This window comes from Ruegeria sp. BB9, from assembly GCF_056539345.1.
In genome coordinates, this window is record NZ_JBQFUU010000003.1 from 348,799 (window position 1) to 370,454 (window position 21,656).

General features: G+C 61.4%; 20 protein-coding genes. 14 read left to right on the plus strand and 6 right to left on the minus strand.

Annotated features, from left to right (window positions below; all coding sequences use genetic code 11):
• The first annotated feature begins 46 nt into the window (after window positions 1-46).
• Window positions 47-1,039: an ABC transporter ATP-binding protein gene (locus tag ACR0FC_RS12605; protein WP_170340944.1), complete on the plus strand. Its 993-nt coding sequence runs from the start codon at window positions 47-49 to the stop codon at window positions 1,037-1,039.
• Here ACR0FC_RS12605 and ACR0FC_RS12610 read toward each other — a convergent pair.
• Entirely contained in the window at window positions 1,029-1,499 is a 471-nt protein-coding gene (locus tag ACR0FC_RS12610; RefSeq protein WP_170340942.1) for a DUF1203 domain-containing protein, read from the minus strand. The two genes, ACR0FC_RS12605 and ACR0FC_RS12610, sit on opposite strands and share 11 nt — an antisense overlap.
• A 122-nt stretch (window positions 1,500-1,621) precedes the next feature.
• On the opposite strand from ACR0FC_RS12610, the gene ACR0FC_RS12615 reads away from it, so the two are divergent.
• From ACR0FC_RS12615 to ACR0FC_RS12625, 3 genes are all read left to right on the plus strand, one after another.
• The gene (locus ACR0FC_RS12615; protein ID WP_170340940.1) at window positions 1,622-4,576 is read left to right on the plus strand and encodes an error-prone DNA polymerase; all 2,955 of its coding nucleotides are present in this window, start codon (window positions 1,622-1,624) and stop codon (window positions 4,574-4,576) included.
• Window positions 4,577-4,592: 16 nt separating this feature from the next.
• Window positions 4,593-5,006 carry a group III truncated hemoglobin gene (locus tag ACR0FC_RS12620; protein WP_170340938.1) on the plus strand — a complete coding sequence of 138 codons (414 nt, stop codon included), beginning with the start codon at window positions 4,593-4,595 and terminating at the stop codon, window positions 5,004-5,006.
• Window positions 5,007-5,121: 115 nt separating this feature from the next.
• Window positions 5,122-6,060: a DMT family transporter gene (locus ACR0FC_RS12625; protein ID WP_170340936.1), complete on the plus strand. Its 939-nt coding sequence runs from the start codon at window positions 5,122-5,124 to the stop codon at window positions 6,058-6,060.
• 8 nt (window positions 6,061-6,068) lie between these two features.
• Here the strand turns inward: ACR0FC_RS12625 and ACR0FC_RS12630 are convergent, their stop codons facing one another.
• Together ACR0FC_RS12630 and ACR0FC_RS12635 are read right to left on the minus strand one after the other, a co-directional pair.
• Entirely contained in the window at window positions 6,069-6,788 is a 720-nt protein-coding gene (locus ACR0FC_RS12630) for an NYN domain-containing protein (RefSeq protein WP_170340934.1), read from the minus strand.
• 88 nt (window positions 6,789-6,876) lie between these two features.
• Complete coding sequence (locus ACR0FC_RS12635) at window positions 6,877-7,989, minus strand: S-(hydroxymethyl)glutathione dehydrogenase/class III alcohol dehydrogenase (RefSeq protein ID WP_170340932.1); 1,113 nt, start codon at window positions 7,987-7,989, stop codon at window positions 6,877-6,879.
• Between the two features lie 130 nt (window positions 7,990-8,119).
• Here ACR0FC_RS12635 and ACR0FC_RS12640 point away from each other — a divergent pair, with 130 nt between their 5' ends.
• On the plus strand, window positions 8,120-8,407 hold the full coding sequence (locus ACR0FC_RS12640) for an I78 family peptidase inhibitor (protein ID WP_170340924.1): 288 nt from the start codon (window positions 8,120-8,122) through the stop codon (window positions 8,405-8,407).
• A gap of 67 nt (window positions 8,408-8,474) precedes the next feature.
• The gene (locus tag ACR0FC_RS12645; protein WP_170340922.1) at window positions 8,475-10,127 is read left to right on the plus strand and encodes a Y-family DNA polymerase; all 1,653 of its coding nucleotides are present in this window, start codon (window positions 8,475-8,477) and stop codon (window positions 10,125-10,127) included.
• 3 nt (window positions 10,128-10,130) lie between these two features.
• On the opposite strand, the gene ACR0FC_RS12650 is transcribed toward ACR0FC_RS12645, so the two are convergent.
• Entirely contained in the window at window positions 10,131-10,856 is a 726-nt protein-coding gene (locus ACR0FC_RS12650; RefSeq protein WP_170340920.1) for an SDR family NAD(P)-dependent oxidoreductase, read from the minus strand.
• A 239-nt stretch (window positions 10,857-11,095) separates the two neighbouring features.
• On the opposite strand from ACR0FC_RS12650, the gene ACR0FC_RS12655 reads away from it, so the two are divergent.
• The 8 genes from ACR0FC_RS12655 to ACR0FC_RS12690 all read left to right on the plus strand — a co-directional run bounded on the left by ACR0FC_RS12655 (window position 11,096) and on the right by ACR0FC_RS12690 (window position 17,323).
• On the plus strand, window positions 11,096-12,430 hold the full coding sequence (locus ACR0FC_RS12655) for an NAD(P)/FAD-dependent oxidoreductase (RefSeq protein ID WP_170340919.1): 1,335 nt from the start codon (window positions 11,096-11,098) through the stop codon (window positions 12,428-12,430).
• Window positions 12,381-12,917, plus strand: coding sequence for a hypothetical protein (locus ACR0FC_RS12660; RefSeq protein ID WP_170340917.1), 537 nt, complete (start codon window positions 12,381-12,383; stop codon window positions 12,915-12,917). Before ACR0FC_RS12655 ends, ACR0FC_RS12660 begins: the two co-directional genes overlap by 50 nt.
• On the plus strand, window positions 12,917-14,140 hold the full coding sequence (locus ACR0FC_RS12665) for an MFS transporter (RefSeq protein ID WP_170340915.1): 1,224 nt from the start codon (window positions 12,917-12,919) through the stop codon (window positions 14,138-14,140). Before ACR0FC_RS12660 ends, ACR0FC_RS12665 begins: the two co-directional genes overlap by 1 nt.
• On the plus strand, window positions 14,137-14,754 hold the full coding sequence (locus tag ACR0FC_RS12670) for a DUF3833 domain-containing protein (protein WP_093964038.1): 618 nt from the start codon (window positions 14,137-14,139) through the stop codon (window positions 14,752-14,754). The genes ACR0FC_RS12665 and ACR0FC_RS12670 overlap by 4 nt, the downstream gene beginning before the upstream one ends.
• Window positions 14,751-15,284 carry a DUF3833 family protein gene (locus ACR0FC_RS12675; RefSeq protein ID WP_170340913.1) on the plus strand — a complete coding sequence of 178 codons (534 nt, stop codon included), beginning with the start codon at window positions 14,751-14,753 and terminating at the stop codon, window positions 15,282-15,284. The genes ACR0FC_RS12670 and ACR0FC_RS12675 overlap by 4 nt, the downstream gene beginning before the upstream one ends.
• 268 nt (window positions 15,285-15,552) lie before the next feature.
• Window positions 15,553-15,786: an integrase arm-type DNA-binding domain-containing protein gene (locus ACR0FC_RS12680; RefSeq protein WP_367646656.1), complete on the plus strand. Its 234-nt coding sequence runs from the start codon at window positions 15,553-15,555 to the stop codon at window positions 15,784-15,786.
• Window positions 15,787-15,805: 19 nt separating this feature from the next.
• Window positions 15,806-16,585 (plus strand): tyrosine-type recombinase/integrase, encoded by a 780-nt coding sequence (locus tag ACR0FC_RS12685; protein WP_480656815.1) that lies wholly within the window; start codon window positions 15,806-15,808, stop codon window positions 16,583-16,585.
• A 69-nt stretch (window positions 16,586-16,654) separates the two neighbouring features.
• A complete protein-coding gene (locus ACR0FC_RS12690) occupies window positions 16,655-17,323 on the plus strand; it encodes a tyrosine-type recombinase/integrase (RefSeq protein ID WP_170340911.1) in 669 nt (222 codons plus the stop codon).
• Window positions 17,324-17,968: 645 nt separating this feature from the next.
• On the opposite strand, the gene ACR0FC_RS12695 is transcribed toward ACR0FC_RS12690, so the two are convergent.
• Both ACR0FC_RS12695 and ACR0FC_RS12700 read right to left on the minus strand, forming a co-directional pair.
• Complete coding sequence (locus ACR0FC_RS12695) at window positions 17,969-18,331, minus strand: hypothetical protein (protein WP_170340909.1); 363 nt, start codon at window positions 18,329-18,331, stop codon at window positions 17,969-17,971.
• Window positions 18,332-19,944: 1,613 nt separating this feature from the next.
• A complete protein-coding gene (locus ACR0FC_RS12700) occupies window positions 19,945-21,483 on the minus strand; it encodes a ShlB/FhaC/HecB family hemolysin secretion/activation protein (protein WP_170340907.1) in 1,539 nt (512 codons plus the stop codon).
• Window positions 21,484-21,656 lie beyond the last annotated feature (173 nt).

Sequence of the window (21,656 nt, forward strand, 5' to 3'; positions counted from 1 at the left end):
TAGGTGCGTTTATGAGGGATCAGGAAACCGGGGGCAAGAGCCAGCAATGACCGATGCAGCGATCAGCCTTCGCGGCCTGCGCAAAACCTATCGCGGCGGCAAGGGCCAGCCCGAGAAACATGCGCTGAAGGGCATCGATCTGGAGATCCCGCGCGGATCGGTCTTTGGCCTGCTGGGGCCGAACGGGGCCGGCAAATCGACCCTGATCAACATCCTGGCAGGGCTGGTGATCAAGACCGCAGGCCAGGTGACGATCTGGGGCCATGACCAGGACCGCAACCCGCGCCAGGCCCGCGCCGCCATCGGCGTGATGCCGCAGGAGCTGAACCTCGACCCGTTCTTCACCCCCCGTGGCGCGCTCGAGGTGCAGGCCGGGCTCTATGGCGTCCCGAAATCGCAACGTCGCAGCGACGAGATCCTCGAACTGGTCGGCCTCAGCGACAAGGCCGAGGCCTATGCCCGCACGCTGTCGGGCGGGATGCGGCGGCGGCTGCTGCTGGCCAAGGCACTGGTGCACCACCCCAAAATCCTGGTGCTGGACGAACCCACCGCCGGCGTGGACATCGAACTGCGCCAGATGCTGTGGGCCAATGTTCGCAAGCTGAACCAGCAGGGCATGACCATCATCCTGACCACCCATTACCTGGAAGAAGCGCAGGAGATGTGCGACGAGATCGCCATCATCAACCACGGCGAGAAGGTGGCACAGGACAGCACCGCCAACCTGCTGGGCCGCATGGACGGCCGCACCATGGTCATCACCCCCGAGGCCCCCGTGACCGCCCTGCCCGCCGCCCCCGGCGTTCAGGCCAGCCTGCGCGACGACGGCAGCCTGGCGCTGCACTACCGCAGCCCGGAAACCAGCGCCGAGCAGGTGCTCGAAGCGGTCCGTCAGGCCGGCATCCGCATCCGCGACGTGCGCACCGAAGAGGCCGATCTCGAGGACGTGTTCCTTGCCCTCACCTCCTCGCGCGCCGACGATGCCCCGGCCGACGATCAGGACCAGCCGCGCCGGGGTCTGCACCGGGTCAAGCTGTGACCCGGTCGATCCGCGCCTGATAGCAGTTGTTCCGGGCCGAGCGTACATGGATATAGGCCACCTCGGGGCGGGCAAGTATTGCATCCACCGCCGCGCTGATCCGTCCGGTGGGTGTCACGACGCCGGTACCGTAGACAATCCGGTCATCGCGGCCATAGCCCTTGATCAGATAATCGGGCGATGAGGTCAGAACCTCTGGCAGATCAGTCCCTTCATACCGTTCACAAGGGCTTGCACACAGAAAGATCGGCCCCGTTTCGGCATAAGGATGTGTCTCTGCAAAAGGCCGATGGGCCAGAATCAGCATTTCTGCACCTTCGGGAATGTGCTGCAAGCAATGGCGGCACGGATTTCCGGTTCCGGTTGATACCGCGCGTTCAGGCGCGTGTCCGTAGGCATCGGGCGCGCCTGCCTGAAAGGCGCGTACTTCGTCGGTGGGCAGGGCGGTGATCTTGAACATCTCGAGTCTCCTTTTGTTGCCCTGACAATGCGCCTGCCACACGCGGGCAGACGACCCGTTTCCTGCGCAATGCAGACAGGGACTCGAAAAAGAACAAAACGTGAATATAATGTGGAATCGCCATGTATGCCGAGCTGTCGATCACGTCGAACTTCACCTTCCTCACCGGGGCCTCGCACCCCGAGGAGTACATGGAGCGCGCCGTCACCCTGGGCCTGCCCGCCATCGCCATCGCCGATGACAACTCGGTGGCGGGCATCGTCCGCGCCCACACCCAAGCGCGCGAGATCGCCCGCAAGGTGCGCGAACGCCGCGCGTGGGAAGAACAGAACACGCCCATCGGCCCGCCCTGCCCCGATCACATCCCGAAACCGCCCTCGTTCCCGGTGCATGCGGTGCCGCGCCTGATCCCGGCGGTGCGGCTGATCTTTACCGACGCCCCGCCCGTCACCGCCCTGCCCCTCAACCGGCAGGGCTGGGCCAGCCTGTGCCGCCTTCTGTCCACCGGACGGCTGCGCGCGGCCAAGGGCGACTGCATCCTGCACCTGTCCGACCTGCTGGAGTTTTCCGACGGCCTCCACCTGCTGCTCTGGCCACAGGCGGGCCGTCCGACCGGCGGCGCGAGCGGATGGCGGACACAGGCGCAACAGCTGACGCGCCGCTTTGCCGGGCGCATGCATTTGCTGATGCATCCGCGCTATGACGGGGCGGATTCGATGTTTTTCCATTTGTTAGAGACTGAATCGCGCCATCTGGGCGTGCTCACCATCGCCAGCGCCGCGCCGATGATGCATCACGGCTCGCGCCGCCGGCTGGCCGATGTGCTGACCGCGATCCGGCTGCGCCGCAAGGTGGACGATCTGGGCCGTCACGCGCTGGCCAATGGCGAACAGCGCCTGCGCTCGGAACCCGAGATGCTGCGCATCTTCAAGGGGCATGAAGGCGCTGTGGCCCGTGCGTATGCGCTCAGCCAGGACCTCACCTTCTCGTTGGACGAGCTGCGCTATGAATACCCAAGCGAGGTCAGCGGCACCGAAACCCCCGCCCAGCGCCTGCACCGTCTGGCGCATGAGGGGCTGGCCTGGCGCTATCCCGCCGGCGCGCCCGAAAAGGTCAAGGCGATGCTGGCGCATGAGCTGACCCTGATCGGCAAGCTGAAATACGAGCCCTATTTCCTGACCGTCCGCGACATCGTGCACTTCGCCCGCGGTCGCGGGATCCTGTGCCAGGGGCGCGGCTCGGCGGCCAATTCGGTGGTCTGCTACTGCCTGGGCGTCACCTCGGTCAGCCCCGAGATGGGCACCATGGTGTTCGAACGCTTCGTCTCCGAGGCGCGGGACGAGCCGCCCGACATCGACGTGGATTTCGAACATGAACGCCGCGAAGAGGTGATCCAGCACATCTATGAACGCTATGGCCGCCACCGCGCGGGGCTGTGCGCCACGGTGATCCACTATCGCGGCAAGCGCGCCATCCGCGAGGTGGGCCGCGCCATGGGCCTGACCGAGGACACGATTTCCGCCCTGTCCTCGCAGCTGTGGGGGTTCTTCTCGACCGCAGGGCTCGAGGCGGAACGGATGCGCGAAATCGGCCTCGACCCCGAGGACCGCCGCCTGAAACAGACTCTGACACTGGTGCATCAGATCAACGGCTTCCCCCGCCACCTGTCCCAGCATGTGGGCGGGTTCATCATCACCGAGGGCCGTCTGGACGAGCTGGTGCCCATCGAGAACGCCACGATGGAGGACCGCACGGTCATCTGCTGGGACAAGGACGACATCGACAGTCTGGGCATCCTCAAGGTCGATGTCCTGAGCCTTGGCATGCTGACCTGCATCCGCAAGGCCTTCGACCTGATCGCCCAGCACCATCAGACGAGTTACACGCTCGCCACCCTGCCGCCCGAGGACCCGGCGGTCTATGACATGCTGTGCCGCGCGGATTCGGTCGGCGTGTTCCAGGTGGAATCACGTGCGCAGATGAACTTCTTGCCCCGGATGCGGCCGCGCAATTTCTATGACCTGGTGATCGAGGTCGCCATCATCCGCCCCGGCCCCATCCAGGGCGACATGGTGCATCCCTATATCCGGCGTCGGAACGGCGAGGAGGAGGTCAGCTTCCCCTCGGACGCGCTGGGCGAGGTGCTGGGCAAGACGCTGGGCGTGCCGCTGTTTCAGGAACAGGCGATGCAGATCGCCATCGTCGGCGCGGGCTTCACCCCCGAACAGGCCGACCGGCTGCGGCGGTCGCTGGCGACCTTCAAGAAGCACGGCAATGTCAGCGAATTCCGCACCCTGTTCCTGCGCGGGATGCAGCGCAACGGCTATGACGCCGAATTTGCCGAGCGCTGTTTCTCGCAGATCGAGGGGTTCGGCTCCTACGGCTTCCCCGAAAGCCATGCGGCCAGCTTTGCGCTGCTGGTCTATGCCAGCGCCTGGATCAAGTGCCACCATCCGGGGATTTTTGCCTGCGCGCTGCTGAATTCGCAACCAATGGGGTTCTATGCCCCCGCCCAGATCGTGCGCGATGCGCGCGAGCATGGCGTGCAAGTGCGTCCGGTCTGCATCAATGCCAGCTTCTGGGACAACGTGATGGAGCCAGACGGCCATGGCGGGCTGGCCCTGCGGCTGGGCTTTCGCCAGATCAAGGGCCTGAGCGAAGAGGACGCCAGTTGGCTGACCGCCGCGCGCGGCAACGGCTACCACCAGGTTGACGACGTCTGGCGCCGCGCGGGCCTTGGCCCCTCGGTGATCGAGCGTCTGGCCGAGGCCGATGCCTTTGCCGCCTGCGGCCTGACCCGGCGCGAGGCGCTGTGGCAGGCCAAGGCGATCGCCACCGCCAAACCCCTGCCCCTGTTCGCGCAGGATCTGGAAGGCGAGGCGCTGGACGAACCCGCCGCCCATCTGCCGCAGATGTCGCTGGGCGAGCAGGTGGTCGAGGATTACGTCGCCACCCGCCTGAGCCTGCGGGCACACCCGGTGGCCCTGTTGCGGCACCTGCTGACGCCGGGGCAGCGCGACAATTCCGCCCCTGCATCCGGGCCGGAAAACGCGGTATCTGCCCTGAACAGAGCCTGAATCGAAAGCCTCGACCATGACCCGGCCCGTGCTGCCCCCACGTTTTCCCGCCACGCCCGACCAGATCCGCGCGCAGGTCACCGCATTCTACGCCCGCGTCCGGCAGGACGCCCTGCTGGGCCCGATCTTCAACCGCCACGTCACCGACTGGCCCGCGCATGAGGACCGGATCGCCGCCTTCTGGCGCAACGCCATCCTGTACGAGCGCGGCTACAGCGGCAATCCGCAGCGTGTGCATATCGAGCGTCCGGACGTGAAACCCGAAATGTTTGCCCATTGGCTGGACCTGTTCGAAGAGGTCGCCCACGGCACCCTGCCCCCGGAAACGGCCACGCCCTGGGTGGCGCTGGCCCGACGCATCGGCGCGGGGATGCAGGCCGGTGTCGCGGCCGCCCGCCAACCGGCCGGGGCTCCGCCGATCCTGCGCTGAACGGCCGGCCCCGCGGGGATGTTAGCGGTAAAGTTTGGACTATCCGACTCTGCCGATTGGGTTTAATCAGACCTCAGACACCTGCCACAGCATCCAACCGCCCGAGACCAGCCAGATGAGCACACAGAACTCGACCCTGCAGGGACTTGGCTTTGCCTTTCTCGGGTTTGCCGTCTTTGCCACCCATGACGCACTGATCAAGACGCTGGGCGGCACCTATTCCGTGCTGCAGATCATCTTTTTCGCCACGCTGTTTTCCTTTGTGCCGATGGCGGTCACGATTCTGGCGGACAAGGCCACCGGAAACTTCCTGCCCCGCCATCCATGGTTGGTCATGCTGCGCTCGGGGCTGATGGTCACGGGTATGTCCTGCGCATTCTACGCCTTCTCAGTCCTGCCCCTGGCCGAGGTCTATTCGCTGCTGTTTTCCTTTCCGCTGATCGTCACCGTCCTGTCGATCCCGATACTGGGCGAGGTCGTGCGCGCCCAACGCTGGGCCGCGGTGGGCGTGGGTCTGATCGGGGTGCTGATCGTCCTGCGGCCCGGCGCGACCGAGATCACCCTGGGCCACCTTGCCGCCCTGACGGCCGCCTTCTGCAGCGCCTTCGCATCCGTACTGGTGCGCAAGATCGGAAACGAGGAACGCTCGGCGGTGCTGATTCTATATCCGATGCTGCTGGCGATCGCGGTCATGAGCCTGGCGCAACCGGCGGTCTATCAGCCACCTTCGCTGATCCATCTGGCGATGATGGCCTTGGTCGGCGTGTTCTCGGTGATCGCCCAGCACCTGATCATCCTGGCCTATCGCGCGGCGCCCGCTGGCGTGGTCGCGCCCAGCCAGTACAGCCAGATCATCTGGGCCACGATCTTCGGCGCAGTGTTCTTTGGGGAAAAGCCCGACAAATGGGTGGCCGTGGGGGCCGCGATCATCATCGCATCGGGCATCTTCGTCGTCTGGCGCGAAAGCCGGGCAAATGTATCGCCGAACAAGCCGGTTTTGCGCGTCCGCTCGCCGCGCTCTGACACCGGCGCCTCGGCGCGGCCAGGGTCGTAGTGCGGCTGCTACTGATCTTTAAGCCTGATCTTCAGGCCGCCGTTTTCACCTGTTTCCTCGAATTTCCCGGTGGCTCGTACCAAGTCGCTCAGCCGCTTGAAGCCATAGGTTCGCGTATCAAAATCCGGATAGTTCATGCTCAGCTGACTGCCTACCCAGCCAAGGCCCGCCCATCCGTCCGGTTCCTCGGATTTGAGCACGACATTCCGGATTAACTGGAATGCATGATTTATCTCTTTTTTGAGCTGAGCTGTCTTTGCCCTCTCGCCGCCATTCGTTTCTTCCTTTTTGATGTTCTCAATGCGAATGAAGCGGTTGCAGGCGTTTTTGAAGGCGCTGGGCGTCTTTTCCTCGCCGATCCCGAACACGCTCAAACCCTGCTCGCGGATGCGGCTGGCCAGGCGGGTGAAATCGCTGTCGGATGACACCAGAACGAACCCGTCGAAGCGGCCCGAGTGCAGAATGTCCATCGCGTCGATCACCAAGGCGATGTCTCCCGCGTTCTTGCCGGTTGTGTTGGCAAATTGCTGGTGCGGTACGATGGCGTATTCCGCCAGTTTATCGGCGCTCCAGCCCTGCGGGATACCGCCGGAAAAATCGCCGTAGATCCGGCGCAGACTGGCCTCGCCCAGTGTGGCAACTTCTTCGAAGATTTCGGCGACGTGTTTTGCCGGAACATTCTCGGCGTCAATCAGAACGGCAAGTCGTTCTGTGGTGGTGTTGGTCAACTTGGTCTCTCAATTCAGACGTAAAATTCTGAACTGAACATAGGAGGAAAAGCGGGCGGGTGTAACCCCGCCCTTGCAATTTCCGGCCTCAGTAAATCACCACCGACCGGATGCTTTCACCCTTGTGCATCAGGTCGAAGCCGGTGTTGATGCCGTCCAGACCCATGGTGTGGGTGATCATCGGGTCGATCTCGATCTTTCCTTCCATATACCAGTCGACGATCTTGGGCACGTCCGTGCGCCCACGCGCGCCGCCGAAGGCGGTGCCGCGCCACGACCGACCGGTGACCAGCTGGAACGGACGGGTCGAGATCTCGGCCCCTGCGGGCGCCACGCCGATGATGATGGATTCGCCCCAGCCCTTGTGCGCCGATTCCAGCGCCGCGCGCATCACCTGCACGTTGCCGGTGGCGTCAAAGGTGTAATCCGCTCCGCCCTTTGTCAGGTTCACCAGATAGGGGACAAGATCGCCCTCGACCTCGGACGGGTTCACGAAATCGGTCATGCCGAACTTTTTGGCCATCTCGACCTTGGCGGGGTTCAGGTCGACGCCGACGATCTGATCAGCCCCGGCCAGACGCAGGCCCTGAATCACGTTCAGTCCGATGCCGCCCAGGCCGAACACGATGGCGCGGCTGCCGATTTCCACCTTGGCGGTGTTGATCACCGCGCCGATGCCGGTGGTCACGCCACAGCCGATATAGCAGATCTTGTCGAACGGCGCGTCCTCGCGCACCTTGGCCAGTGCAATCTCGGGCAGAACCGTGTGGTTCGAGAAAGTCGAGCATCCCATGTAATGCAGGATCGGATCCCCATCCAGCGTCGAGAAACGCGAGGTGCCGTCGGGCATCAAACCCTTGCCCTGCGTCTCGCGGATGGCCTGGCACAGGTTGGTCTTGGGGTGCAGGCAGTATTCGCACTCGCGACATTCGGGGGTGTAGAGCGGGATCACGTGATCGCCCGGCTTCAGGCTGGTCACGCCGGGGCCGACCTCGACCACGACGCCCGCGCCCTCGTGGCCCAGAATGGCCGGAAACAGGCCTTCGGGGTCGGCGCCCGACAGGGTGAATTCGTCGGTATGGCAGATGCCGGTGGCCTTGATCTCGACCAGAACCTCGCCCGCCTTGGGGCCTTCGAGGTTCACGTCCATCACTTCCAAGGGCTTGCCCGCCTGAACGGCGACGGCGGCACGGGTTCGCATGTTGCTTGTCTCCCTGTCTTGTTTGACCCGACCCTGCGTCAAATACAGGGTGTTTTCAACTGCGCTTTCATGGCAGTCTCTGTAAGCTTTTGATATTTCAGAAACGACATTGCCGAAAAGAGGAGCGCCAATGTACCGGTTCATCCCGATCCTGATCGTCCTGGCCGCCTGCGCCGAAACCGACCTGCCCGAACCGGGCTCTGCCGAGCTGGATGCCGCCCCGGTGGATCTGGCCTTCTGCAAGGGCGAACCCTTTGCCCAGTCCGTGGGGCAACCGGTCTCGACCATTCAGACCAGCCTGCCGGAACGGAGCCGCGTTCTGGGCCCTGATGACATCGCCACGCAGGATTACCGCATCGACCGGCTGAACGTCTATGTGAACGGAGCCGGGGTCATTCAGCGGCTGACCTGCGGATAAGGGCGGACTCGACTCGGGGCATGATTCTCAGATAAGAACAAAATGAGAACGCCTTGATGTCTGCCCGATGCCCAAACGCCGAATACTCTCGCTGTGGTTCCCCCGTCTGGGGGCCGAACGGCTGATCCGCGCCGCGCGGGGCCTGCACTCTGGCCCGCTGGCGGTGGTGGCCGAACAGTCGAACATGCAGGTCATCACCTCGCTGAACACTGATGCACAGGCTGCCGGTCTGCGCGTGGGCCAGCCGGTGCGCGATGCCCATGCCATGTGCGCGGCCCTTGTCACCCGCCCCCGCAACGCCCCGGCCGAGGCCGCATTTCTGACCGCGCTGCGCCGCTGGGCGGGCAAGTTCAGCCCCTGGGTGGCCGAAGAGGCCCCCGATGGCCTGATCGTCGATCTGTCGGGCTGCGCCCATCTGTTCGGCGGCGAAGAGGCGCTGCTGGACGTGATCGAGACCGACTGCGCCGAAATGGGGCTGAGCGTGCAGATGGGCATCGCCGACACGCTGGGCGCGGCCTGGGCGCTGGCGCGCTATGCCGGGCAAGAGGCCACGTCCGACCGCAATGGCGACGCCATTTCCCAAGAGGCCCGCGCCACCCGCGCCCGGGCTGGCAAGCGGCGGCACTGGACCAAGGGCGGCGCCGCGCCGCAGGTGGTGACCGTGGGCGGCGGAGCCAGGATCGCGCCGCCGGGGCAGGCCTATGGCGCGCTTGCCCCCCTGCCCATCGCCGCGCTGCGGCTGGACGACCAGACCGTGGCGCAGCTGAACCGGCTGGGCCTGCGGCGGATCGGCGACCTGCTGGGCCAGCCGCGCGCGTCCCTTGCCCGCCGGTTCGGGCGCGGGCTGGTGCTGCGGCTGGATCAGGCGATGGGCAGCGCACCCGAGCCGGTCTCGCCCGCGCGGCCCCCGCATCACTTTGCGGTGCGGATGACCCTGCCCAACCCGATCGGTCTGGCCGAGGACGTGATGGCCGCCATCGACCGGATGCTGCCGACCCTGTGCGCGCGGCTGGAAGAAAAGGCGCGCGGGGCGCGGACTCTGCGGCTCGAGGCGCACCGCACCGATCAGGCGGCCGAGATCGTCGAGATCGGGCTGGCCCGCCCGAGCCATGACAAACACCGCATTCGCCCTTTGTTAGAGATGAAAATCGACCAGATCGACGCGGGCTATGGAATCGACATGCTGCGCCTTGCGGCGGTGCAGACCGAGCCGGTGCATGCCCGCACCCTGACCGGCCATGCCGAAGCCAGCCGCGCCGTCCGCAACCGGCTGGAGGGGAACACCGCGCTGGACGACCTGATCGGCAAACTGGGCGCGCGGGTGGGGCTCGAGGCGATCACGCGGCAGCACCCGGCGGCCTCGCACATCCCCGAGAAAACCGCCCAGACGCTGGCGGCGGCCTGGTCGGAACCGGCGCGCGACTGGCCCGCCCCGCCGCGCCCGCGCCCCCTGCTGATGTGGCGGCCCGAGCCGGTGATGGCCCCCGACCGCCCCGATGTGCCCGCCAATTTCCGCTGGCGCGGGCGCGACTGGCACCTGGCGCAGGCCACCGGCCCGGAACGGATCGCCCCGGAATGGTGGCTGGATGACCCCAACTGGCGCAGCGGCGTGCGCGATTACTGGGTGGTGGTGACCGAACAGGGCGAGCGGCTATGGCTGTTCTACGGCCATGGCGGCACCATGTCGGCGGGCTGGTTCTGCCAAGGACGCTTTGGTTAGAGTCTATTTTCCGCGATAGACCAGAAGATCAGGAAGGTAATCGATCAGCCGGATGACCCACGAGAACGGCGCCGGAAAGTCGGTACGGAAGCGCCGGCGCGCCATTGCGCGCAGCACGCGCTGCGCGGCGTCTTCGGGCTCCATCAGCATCGGCATCTTGAAGCTGTTCTTGTCGGTCAGCCGGGTCTTGATGAACCCCGGATTGACGATGCGCACCGTCACCCCGGTTCCCGCCAGGTCATGCCGCATCGTTTCGGCCAGCGAGACCAGCGCCGCCTTGCTGGACCCGTACCCGATCGCCGCAGGCAGTCCGTGATAGCCCGCCAGCGACCCGATCAGGGTAATGTCGCCACGTCCCGCCTGCACCATGGCCGGCACGGTTTCCCCCAGAACCCGCAGCGCGCCTGAATAGTTCACGTCGCTGACGGCCAGCGCGGCTTCGGTCTTCCAGTCCTGCGCGCGCATCGGCTCATAGGCCCCGGCGTTGTAGACCAGACCGTCCACCGGGCCGACCTCGGCCACGGCGCGGCGCACCTGCGCCAGATCGGTCACGTCCAGCGGCACCGCACGGGCATGAGGCAGCGCAGCGCAGATCTGCTCCAGCCGCTCGGCATTGCGCGCGGACAGCACTAGGTGCGCGCCCTGACCGCCCAAGGCTTCGGCAAGCATCCGGCCCAGACCTTCGCTGGCGCCGATGATCCAATAGGTTTTTCCGTCAAAACTGCTCATGCAGGGCGGTTCGCATTTGCCGAAGCGTGAACAGCCGCGGTCTTGGGTTGGGTTGTCTCGATCATAACATCTTTCATTACGCGGACGGGCGGACCTCGGATCACCAGCAACCGCGATTGATGCAATCCTGACGCACTGCCCGCCGATCAGCGGGAAACAGGGAAAAACATGGCGCGGATTTGATCCGCTCCGGCCTACCCTGCGTATCTTATTGTAAAATGTCGCATAAAGAGGATGGCATGTTCGACGAAACCCGGGGCGTACGGAAAAAAATCGCAATTGTAGGCGCAGGCATCTCAGGATTATCAGCGGCTTATTACCTGTCAGAGAGTCACGACGTCACCCTGTACGAGGCCGAACCCCGTTTGGGCGGACATGCGCGCACGGTGATGGCCGGGCGCAACGGCGACCAACCGGTCGATACCGGGTTCATCGTCTTCAACTATGCCACCTATCCCTATCTGACCAAGCTGTTCGGTGAGTTGGATGTGCCGGTCATCAAAAGCGAGATGAGCTTTGGCGCCACAATCGACAATGGGCGCATCGAATATGGTCTGAACAACCTGCGCACGATCACCGCGCAGAAGCGCAACCTCGTGCGGCCCTCCTATTACAAGATGATCGCCGACATCCTGCGCTTTGGCAAAGAAGCGCCCGAGGCCGCTCGGGATGATGACACCACGATTGGTGAACTGGTTGACCAGATGCGGTTGGGCCACTGGTTCCGCAACAACTATCTGATGCCGATGTGCGGCGCGATCTGGTCCACTCCGGTAGAGTTCGTCGATCAGTTCCCGGCGCGGTCGCTGGTGCAGTTCTTCCGCAACCACGCCTTGCTGTCCAGCAAACGCGGCGCCCAGCACCAGTGGTGGACCGTAATGGGTGGCAGCATCGAATATGTCCGCCGGATCGAATCCGCTCTGCGCGGCCGGGGTTGCGACATCCGCCTCGGCGCGCCGGTCTCGAGCGTCGACCGCGACGCCTTAGGCGTGACCGTGCAGGCGCAGGGCCGCTCGGATCAATATGACGAGATCATCCTGGCCACCCATTCCGACCAGACGCTGGCCATTCTGGGTCAGAGCGCCACCGCCGACGAGACAGCGGCCCTGGGCGCGATCCGCTATCAGCCGAACCGCGCGGTTCTGCACTGCGACCCCAGCCAAATGCCGCGCCGCCGCGCCTGCTGGTCCAGCTGGACCTACCGCTCGCAGGCGGGCAACGTGGGCGTGACCTACTGGATGAACCGGTTGCAGAACATCCCCGAAAGCGACCCCCTGTTCGTCACCCTGAACCCGTCCTCCGACATCGCGCCCGACAAGATCTATGACGAGGTGGAATTTGCCCATCCGGTGTTCGACAAGGCCGCGCTGAAAGCGCAGGGCCAGATCCGGGAAATGCAGGGCCGCAACCGGACCTGGTTCGCCGGCGCCTACAACCGGCACGGGTTCCACGAAGACGGAATCGCCAGCGCGATGCACGTGGTCGGGCTGTTGACCGGCGATCCGCAAACCAACGGAGCTGAAAATGCGATACGTGATCCAAGCGTCGCTGTCCCGGTTACGGCCAGCCCGTAACGCAGCGATCCTGAGCCTGGTTCTGCTGGCCCCTGCCGGGCTGGCGGCCACCCCCGTCACCAACCTGCTGCCCGATGCCGAGCTGCGCGGCACTGCCACCTTCCGGTTCCTCGGTCTGCCGATCTACGACGCGCAGCTGTTCACCAAAGGCGGCGGCCCGCTCAGCTGGTCGCAGGATTTCGGCCTGAAGCTGACCTATCGGAAATCGTTGAAGCAGAAGGCGCTGATCGAATCCACGCTGGACGAGATGGCCCGGCAGGGCAACAGCGCCCCGATCGAGGCGCAGTTGAAAACCTGTTATCAGGCGGTTGGTGCCGGGGACAGCTATCTGGCCGTCACCAAAGGCCCCAACGCGATCGAGTTCTGGCGCAACGGTCGCAAGACCTGCACCCTGTCCTATCCGGGGATCAAGCGCAGTTTCATGTCGATCTTTCTGGGAAACAACACCCGGTCCGCCGCCTTTACGCGCCAGCTGCGGGGTCAGTGATGTTGTATCCGCGTGTCAGCCTCTATGCGCTGATGCTTGCTGCGGCGGGTATCCCGCTCTACATCCATCTGCCGCGTTTCGCGGCGGTGAACCTCGGGATCGGCCTGGGCGTGATCGGTACGGTTCTGCTGCTGATCCGGCTGGTGGATCTGGTGCAAGACCCGCTGATCGGTTGGGCCATTGACCGCTGGCCCGGCGGGCAGATGGGCTTTGCCGTCTTGGCCGCAGGGGGTCTGGCAGTGGGTTTTCCGCTGTTGTTCTCACTGCCGCAGGGGGCGAGCGTCGGCGCCCTCGTGACGATCCTGATCCTGCTGTTTTCCGCCTACAGCCTGGGCACAATCCTGCTTTATGGTCGCAGCGCGACGCTGGCGAAACAGGCCACCCCGCGCGAGTTGATGACGCTCGCCGCCTTTCGTGAGGGCGGACAACTGGCCGGCGTGGTCCTGGCCGCCAGCGCACCGGCGCTGTTCGTCGCCTTGGGCGCGGGCGCGCAGGGCTATCCGGCCTTCGGGCTGTTTCTGGGCGCGCTGGCGGTGGTCACCATGGTGCTGACATTGCCGATCTGGCGGCGCGCGCCCATCACCGGTCAGGGGTTGTCGTTCGACGGGCTGGGTCAGGCCGGGGCCCTGCGTCTGCTGGCGCTGGCGCTCGTCAACAGCCTGCCGGTTGCGATCACCTCGACGCTGTTCCTGTTCTTCGTCGAGGACCGGCTGCAATTGCCGGGCAAGGCCGGGCCGCTGCTGATCCTGTTCTTCCTCAACGCCGGGGCCACAGTGCCGCTCTGGGCGCGGCTCAGCAACCGGATTGGCCCGAAACAGACTCTGATCATCGCGATGCCGCTGGCCATTCTGGGCTTTGTCGGGGCGGCCATGCTGGCGCCCGGCAATCTGGTCGGGTTCGCGGTGATCTGCCTGGCGTCGGGAGCGGCGCTGGGGGCGGACATGGTGGTTCTGCCGGCCATGTTCTCGGTGGTGCTGACACGCGCGGGGCTGAATGCCTCGGCGGCCTTCGGCATCTGGTCATTCGCCGGCAAACTGGGGCTGGCTTTGGCCGCATTCTTCACCCTTCCGCTGCTGGAGCGCAGCGGCTTCGTGCCCGGTCAGACGAATTCGGCGCAGGCGTTGGAAACGCTCAACCTGGCCTATGCCGTGCTGCCCTGCATCCTGAAACTCGGCGCGTTCGGAATGGTCCTGACGCTGCCTACAGAGGTACCCGCAAAATGACATTCCTTCTGATTGCCGCACTGGCCGTATTGGCCCTGATCGCGGTCAAAACCCGCCTTCTCAGCTTTCGCGCGCAATCGCCGTCGGACTATGCCGGAACCGGCCCCGATTTCTCGTTGAAGGATAATCTGAACGGAGAAATCCTGTCCGAAGGGCTGATCTATGGCCCGACCGGCAAGATGTCGAACAGCTTCGTTGCGCGGATGATCGGGGAATGGAACGGCAATTCCGGCACCCTGACCGAGTATTTCACCTATTCGAACGGCAAGCAGATGACCCGCAAATGGTACCTGACCATGGGCACAGGCAACAGCTTTACCGCAACCGCCGACGACATCGTCGGCGAAGGCCGCGGCGTGATCTCGGGCGCGACGGTCAAGCTGACCTATCGCATCGTTCTGCCCGAAGACGCCGGGGGCCATACCCTGGATGTGACAGACTGGATGTACCTGACCGAGAGCGGGGCGATCATGAACCGCTCGGAGATGCGCAAGTTCGGCCTGAAGGTGGCTGAGCTTGTCGCCACGATGCGCCCCGCCCCGCCGGAAAAGGCCGCGCATGTGCCCGGTGCAAACGGTCATGACCGCACCGCCGACCCGAGGGCCCTGCAATGACCCATCTCATCAAACGACTGGCCTTCGCGTGCCTGCTGCTGACGGCGGCCTGTGCCTTCAAACCAAAAGTTCCGACCACTTTTCTGTCGGACCGCCAGCTGAACCTCGAAGAGTTCTTTGAGGGCCACACCGTGGCCTATGGGCAGTTCCAGGACGTTCTGGGCAACATCCCGCGCCGGTTCACGGTCGACATCAACGGGACATGGGCCGGCCAGACGCTGACCCTGGTCGAGGATTTCGTCTATGATGACGGCGCCACGGAACAGCGCATCTGGACCCTGACCAAAACCGGCGAGGATACCTGGACCGGCACCGCGCCCGGCGTTCTGGGCACCGCGTCGGGAACCGAGCGCGGCGACACGTTCAACTGGAAATACCGCATCGACCTGCCGGTGAAAGACGGAACGATGCGCGTCGATTTCGACGACTGGATGTGGCTGCTGGACGACGACCGCCTGCTGAACCGCGCCTATGTCTCGCGCTTTGGCATACGGCTGGGCGAAGTCGTGCTGTTCTTCGAAAAGAAGTGAACGCGCCGCGCCGCGTCCTGATCAATCTTTGGAAAAAGTGGTGAGCCGTGCAGGATTCGAACTTGCAACCCACTGATTAAGAGTCTTATTTCTCTTTTTTCGACAGCATTATGGGCAGTTCGATTGAGTGGCGTACTCCCCTGCAAAATCGGAGTATTCACGCGCTGTGGTTGCTACAAGGCTCTCCCCAACTCCCCGCATTTTGCTTACCCTATGCTACCTAAGTCATCTGGATGCAATACGCCCAATGCCAGACTAACAAAATCAAGTGTCGATCGCATTTCAGCAACAAACCGGACGGTCGAAACGCAAGACACTTGGGCGATATGGGCCGACCTTGTCTTTGGGCGCCGCCCGCGAAATGGCACGCGCGCTTCTTGCTGACGTGGTGCGCGGCGGAGATCCTGTCGCGGATGCTCAAACGCTCAGGCATTCACCAACGGTGAACTCACTTGCAGCGATACATGACCGAACATGCGGAGCCAAAGAAACGTCCCGGTAGTGTTCGGAATGATCGGCCGATGCTGGACCGATACATTCTCCCCGAGCTTGGGGATTTTAAAGGCATTGAAGTGACGCGTCAGCATGTTCAAAAGCTTCACAATCAAATGCGCGATACACCATATCAAGCCAATCGCACTCTGGCCCTCATGTCGAAAATGTTTGAACTGTCTGTACGCTGGGGTCAGCGTTCTGACAATCCGGCGCGCGCTATAGAAAAGTTTCCCGAGGAAAAGCGGGACCGCTGGCTGTCAGACGATGAGCTGCAAAGGCTTTTGGTGGCTCTGTCAGAGCATCCAAATCAGGTTGCAGCCAACGCTATACGCCTGCAACTTCTGACAGGCGCACGGATCGGCGAAGTGCTGAAGGCAAAATGGGAAGACTTCGATTTGGACCGCGCGGTGTGGACAAAGCCGTCGCACCACACAAAGCAAAAGCGACAAAAGCACCTGCCGATTTCGTCAGCAACCTGTGATTTGCTTGCGGCAATGAAAGCAGGGGCATCTCCTGAAAGTCGTTGGTTGTTTCCGGGACGCTCTCCGGACCAACCGTACAAGGATCTGAAGAAACTTTGGAGCTCGGTCACCACATCTGCAGGTCTTCAAGACTACCGTATCCACGAAAATCGGCATACACATGCGTCGCATCTGGTTTCCAGCGGTCTGAGTCTGCCTATAGTCGGTCGGTTACTTGGACACACGAACCCGTCCACCACGCAACGCCATGCGCACCTCGCAGATGACCCATTGCGGCAGACAGCGGATGTGATGGGTAAGAAGATCAGCGGTGGCAGTTCCTGAAACCTGAGAACTTTCCTGTGCTGAAGACTCACGAGCGACAATTAGACTGCAGCTGTCGGCACAGTGTCGATGTTCGGGGCGGAAAGGAATGGACGGAGATCTAAGGTGTCCAAATCTCTACTTCCCGTTGTCACAACGCGTCGTCCGCCTTGGAACAATGGCAGACTAGCTGGACAAAAGCGGCCATTGCAGCCAAAGCAAGTTTGGGCCATTCGCGCTCGACTCGAACTTGCAAACAAGCTGAGAGACCTGACATTGTCCAACCTTGCCATCGATAGCAAGTTGCGCGGGTGCGATCTGGTCCGCCTGAGGGTTAACGATCTTGCCGTTGGCAACACTGTTCGCGATCGGGTTTCCGTTGTTCAAAGCGAAACTGCAAAGCCGGCGCAATTTGAAGTGACAGAGAATACACGTGAAGTCGTGTCGCAATGGGTCTCTTCTCAATACATGCATGGACAACGGTATCTATTTCCGAGTCGTATGCATGCTTTACCGCATCTTTCGACCCGGCAATACGCTAGGCTTGTCCGGGAATGGGTGTCAGCGATTGGTCTCGATCCGTCCAGCTACGGCACGCATTCGCTTAGGTGCACCAAAGCGGCTATGATATACAGAAAGACCGGGAACGTAGGTGCCGTTCAACTTCTGCTCGGTCACAGCAAAGTGGACAGTACGGCGCGTTACCTTGGTGTCGAGCTTGAAGACGCGCTGAGTATTGCCGAACGTATCGATCTTTAACGAAATAGGCGGGCGGGATCTCCCGCTCGCTGCTCCCAAGCAGACATTCGAATTCTCCGGTTCATCTTCCGCTCAGAGCCCATCTTGAACGATGCTGCACGTTGTGTCGAATGTCGGTTTTGATTGATCGACTCAACAAGTGGCAATCCAAACGTAGTTTTGCCGAGCATTTCTGGCTAAAGACTCTTTGCGGCTTGATAGGACCTAGTACTGCACTCTCGAAACCGTGCAACTCAGGTCTCTACTAGACTTTAGTTGGTTCCCGTTAATCGTAACAGTTGAGGTCATCGACCGATAATCGCCAACTCTACCACTGCCCGACGGGAAGAACTGCATAAACCTAGTTGTGTTTTCTACGCCCGGAGAGCTGCAAACATCCCCGGCACAATCGTAAGCGCTATCGGCCAAGATATCGCCATGTACACCCACAACCAAAGGACGAGCTTGCCTCTCGGTTCTCACAATAACCGAGTTATTTGAAACACAAACTGATACCCAATCTTGGCCGAACGACGTGGTCGGGCTTAAGCCAAGCAAAAAGGATGCCGATAGGAGCTTCATATTTTCTGTCAATAAAGCCGCAAGGCGCCACATTGCACCAACCTCAATCTTTGTGCCGCGATCTTGGGCAACCGTTCCGATTGCCTACGTATTCTGAGACAAGTCGCCGAACACTATTCGTTTGTACGACAGCACTTCTTGACCAGCCTCGTCAATCTCAACAGTGATTTCTTGTGCTAAGAATGCTTCAAGAAACAGATTATGCCCGCATGTGATGCTGCCTTCCCATGAGCCAACAATCGCGGCCGGATAAGGATTGAGCATTGGTTTGTTGTACCGAGCTTGATCAAGTTGCTCGCACAGATTGTATTTTTGAACCTGGTACAGTACCTCCACATACTCGCGAACTTTTGCTGCCGACGTCCGTGCACTGAGGATACCGACATGCGGTTGCTTGACGGCTGCGTGGCTCCCTACCCAGCTCCATTTAATTTTCCAAGCTTTCATTTATAGTACTCGCTGTTGATCCTACCTCACAGCCTGTTCTGAGCGGCGGCACAGGACTGTAGTACACCTTGCTGGTTCAAACCGCTCTTATGAATTCTCAGTGGAATACTGCCATTCGAATAGGGCACAGCGAAGGCCCGTTCCGTCCGCATAACGGTCGTTCGTGGGGACTGTAGCGAACGACCGCTTTGAGCCCGATTGATTGATGCCGCGTGGCTCCCTAATTACAGAAATGCGCTGAAATCTGACTTTGCAAAGGTGCCGTTCAAGCTTTTGCTCGCCTAACCAGACCGGCCCAAATAGCCGGAGACCCCTCTTGGAAGTGCGGCGCTTTAGATTGTTGGCCTATTTTGACAAAACTTAGGTACTGAGCATTGTTGGGCTACGTCAGCCAACGTTAGTGCTAGGGGAATAAGGGCAATACAAACTCCACCAAACCAGACGATATTGGTCGATTGACCTCTTTGTCCGAGCAATAGCTACCAGACAAGCTTCAGCGCTGTTTTCGTTTAACCGAAATAATGCACCCAGAGTGTTTTGGATGCCGTGCTGGTACATCCCGCGCCATAGCGTCCACGTTTCCTAGGTGCCGCAACGCTCCGCTGTTCAGCAATACACCACGCCCTGCGTCGTAACGGCGCTGTCCAAATCCGCTGGCAACGCATTCCCAGTTTTCCTTGGCCGCTGCGTTGCGGAACCTGGGTAAGTCGTGCGGGTCGTGCCGTCCAGGTGTTGCTGCGACATGGTCGTGTTTCTTTGAATTGCTTTGATGGGTCAAATGGTGGGTCACTTGTGTTGTGCCAGTTGGCTGCACAGTACCGGTCGTCGGCCTTGGCTTTGGGCGCATAACTGTCACTACGCCTTGTGGTTTCGGATGTCCTGGGACGGCCACATGAGTTGCCGTAGGTTTTGGCGTCAACTGTGGAACTTGACCAGGAACCGCTATGGGAACCTGGTTGGGAGTCGCGGTTGGGACGAGCGGTGGCACAGCAGTTTGACCGTTAGGTTGAGGCGGAACCTGACCAGGAACCGCGACTGGTATTTGGTTGGGTGTTGCTGTCGGCACCAGGGGCGGCACATTGGGTTGAGGCGGAACCTGGCCTGGGACAGCTATCGGAACTTGATTGGGAGTCGCAGTCGGAACTTGCGGCGGCACGGCAGTCGGTCCGGTAGCCAACGGCGGAACCTGATTGGGAACGGCTGTCGGAACCCGGTTTGGTGTCGGGTTTGGCACCAATGGCGGAGCTAGTGTCGGCGCTACGATCGGCGTTGGCACCTGACCGGGTATCGCTATTGGCGTCGCGATAGGAACCCTACCGGGAATTGCGTTCGGGACCGCGCCCGGTGCAAGGACCGGCACTGTAACGGACGTGGGCGTTTGCGGCGTTCCCCGAGGTGGCAATTGATTAGCCACCGGCTGCGTTGGGCCGGTAATTTGATTGCCTGGCCCTTGCCCACCGGTCTGCCCGCATCCTTGGCCGGACTGGTGTGGGTTCCCTACACCGCGGCACCAACCGTATTGGTTTCCGCGGGCAAAGACCTGCGTAGCGGCCAGTCCAGCAATCAAACAAGCTGCGGAAAGTAAAGCAATGCGGTTCCGTTTCATAACATCCTCACCAACTTGTTGTCAGAGCAAGATACGCGCCAGGATCGCCAGAGTCGGTCAAAGGACCGTCCCTCAAAGGAACACCGACATATCCGGACAAGAATAGGTTTTGCTTAAACTCAATGTCCAAACCCAGACCTGTCGATGCCAGTGTAGCATTCTCAACTTCAAAACTCGCAGGGTCATTGTTCGAGATGTACCCCACGTCGAAAAAAGCAAAGGGCGTCAAGCGATGTATGCTCTGGGACCTAGGGAAGTAGGAATGAGACACTTCGAAAATCGCGGAGATCCCAGAATCACCATCTACCTCGTCAAAACGATATCCGCGCAAAGCATAACGATCACCAAGGAAGTACTCCTCTACCGAGGGCAGCCGGTCGGTTGTGAACTGGCCCCAGATCTCAGTGCGCCACGCTGTGTTGGGCGATATGCCCGTAAGCGGGCTTTCGTATCCAATGCCGCCCCGTAGATGCCAGAACGAGGAGTCGCCGTCGTCAAAATTCGCGTCCGTCGTATTATTGTTGCCAAACGATAAGGTTAATCCCGCCTCCAAAGTTTGCCCTTTTGAATAGTTTTGCCCATAGAGATACGTTAGGCCGACGACACCTGCGTCACTGGATAATGGCACGCCGCCACTGACTGAGTCCGCTTCGGAAAGGCGATAATCCAGCAGAAGATATCCATAACGGGCCACATCGCGGATCACCGGGTAGCCCAACGCGACGGTGAAGTTCTCGCCATCAACATCTGTCCTTGCAAACTCCCCCGAGAGATCACGTTTTGCGTTTATGTTTCCGTAGAAAACCTCACCGTACAGACCATCGCTGTTCAGCGGCGTGCGATAGGTAACAGCACCCCACAAAGAGTGTTCGTCGTCTTTGTCCCAATTGTAGTTGCCAGACCCCTCAAATCGCAGCAAATCCCCGACGGTCAGCGTCGAATAAAACTCTTGTACGACATAGAAGCTGAGCGCTTCTCCCAGCTCACGCGGAGGGTTGTCGAGTGTCGCACTACCGGCTTGTTTGCGCAGAGGTTCGCCCAGTACCCTCAACCGAGCGCCAGCCTGATCCGGGTAATCAAGTTCGGTCGACACGTCCAAGTCGGGTATGTCCTCGGCTAACATGACCGCCCGCTCAAATTGTTTGAGAGTTATCGGGTATGCGGTGGTGAGTGGGCGAAAGATCTTCTCCAGGGTTTGGAACGTGCGCGTATCTACACCTTCAATTTCGATGGTTTGAATGCGCCCTTCATCCACAACTATGCTCTGCCCATCGGGTCCAGGCCAGGCCTCAGCCAAGAAATAACCGTCTTCTCGGTAGATTTGAGTGATCGTTGATGCGACCCCGTCCGCCGTGATGCGACCTGACCGATTGAAGGCCAATTGGCCGGCATAAGTTAGCAACTCATCCGCATCATATACCGTTACGCCGCTGACGGAGTGCCGGGATGCGATGTCCCAAGTTTGGGCAATGCCGTATTTTGGAACTGATACGACGGCTATAACAGTGCAAATGATCGCAAATACAACCGAGCTGAATACGTGCATTTTTTATAACCTTACGGAAATCGGGCATGTTCAAGCCCAATCTTATTACGACGTGCGCATGTGTGAACTTGACGCTATTCAAGTTTGATCATGGTTGGTGCTTTCCGGATACACACCTGAAAGGTCACAATGCGCCTTCGTCGCCCGGGAACTCGATACCGGCTGTCGTGCCA

Bases quoted from the DNA above. Each gene is read 5' to 3' on its own strand.
- ACR0FC_RS12605 (WP_170340944.1), top strand. From the start codon at position 47: ATGACCGATGCAGCGATCAGCCTTCGCGGCCTGCGCAAAACCTATCGC.
- ACR0FC_RS12610 (WP_170340942.1), bottom strand. From the start codon at position 1,499: ATGTTCAAGATCACCGCCCTGCCCACCGACGAAGTACGCGCCTTTCAG.
- ACR0FC_RS12615 (WP_170340940.1), top strand. From the start codon at position 1,622: ATGTATGCCGAGCTGTCGATCACGTCGAACTTCACCTTCCTCACCGGG.
- ACR0FC_RS12620 (WP_170340938.1), top strand. From the start codon at position 4,593: ATGACCCGGCCCGTGCTGCCCCCACGTTTTCCCGCCACGCCCGACCAG.
- ACR0FC_RS12625 (WP_170340936.1), top strand. From the start codon at position 5,122: ATGAGCACACAGAACTCGACCCTGCAGGGACTTGGCTTTGCCTTTCTC.
- ACR0FC_RS12635 (WP_170340932.1), bottom strand. From the start codon at position 7,989: ATGCGAACCCGTGCCGCCGTCGCCGTTCAGGCGGGCAAGCCCTTGGAA.
- ACR0FC_RS12640 (WP_170340924.1), top strand. From the start codon at position 8,120: ATGTACCGGTTCATCCCGATCCTGATCGTCCTGGCCGCCTGCGCCGAA.
- ACR0FC_RS12645 (WP_170340922.1), top strand. From the start codon at position 8,475: ATGCCCAAACGCCGAATACTCTCGCTGTGGTTCCCCCGTCTGGGGGCC.
- ACR0FC_RS12650 (WP_170340920.1), bottom strand. From the start codon at position 10,856: ATGAGCAGTTTTGACGGAAAAACCTATTGGATCATCGGCGCCAGCGAA.
- ACR0FC_RS12655 (WP_170340919.1), top strand. From the start codon at position 11,096: ATGTTCGACGAAACCCGGGGCGTACGGAAAAAAATCGCAATTGTAGGC.
- ACR0FC_RS12660 (WP_170340917.1), top strand. From the start codon at position 12,381: ATGCGATACGTGATCCAAGCGTCGCTGTCCCGGTTACGGCCAGCCCGT.
- ACR0FC_RS12665 (WP_170340915.1), top strand. From the start codon at position 12,917: ATGTTGTATCCGCGTGTCAGCCTCTATGCGCTGATGCTTGCTGCGGCG.
- ACR0FC_RS12670 (WP_093964038.1), top strand. From the start codon at position 14,137: ATGACATTCCTTCTGATTGCCGCACTGGCCGTATTGGCCCTGATCGCG.
- ACR0FC_RS12675 (WP_170340913.1), top strand. From the start codon at position 14,751: ATGACCCATCTCATCAAACGACTGGCCTTCGCGTGCCTGCTGCTGACG.
- ACR0FC_RS12685 (WP_480656815.1), top strand. From the start codon at position 15,806: ATGCTGGACCGATACATTCTCCCCGAGCTTGGGGATTTTAAAGGCATT.
- ACR0FC_RS12690 (WP_170340911.1), top strand. From the start codon at position 16,655: ATGTTCGGGGCGGAAAGGAATGGACGGAGATCTAAGGTGTCCAAATCT.
- ACR0FC_RS12695 (WP_170340909.1), bottom strand. From the start codon at position 18,331: ATGAAAGCTTGGAAAATTAAATGGAGCTGGGTAGGGAGCCACGCAGCC.
- ACR0FC_RS12700 (WP_170340907.1), bottom strand. From the start codon at position 21,483: ATGCACGTATTCAGCTCGGTTGTATTTGCGATCATTTGCACTGTTATA.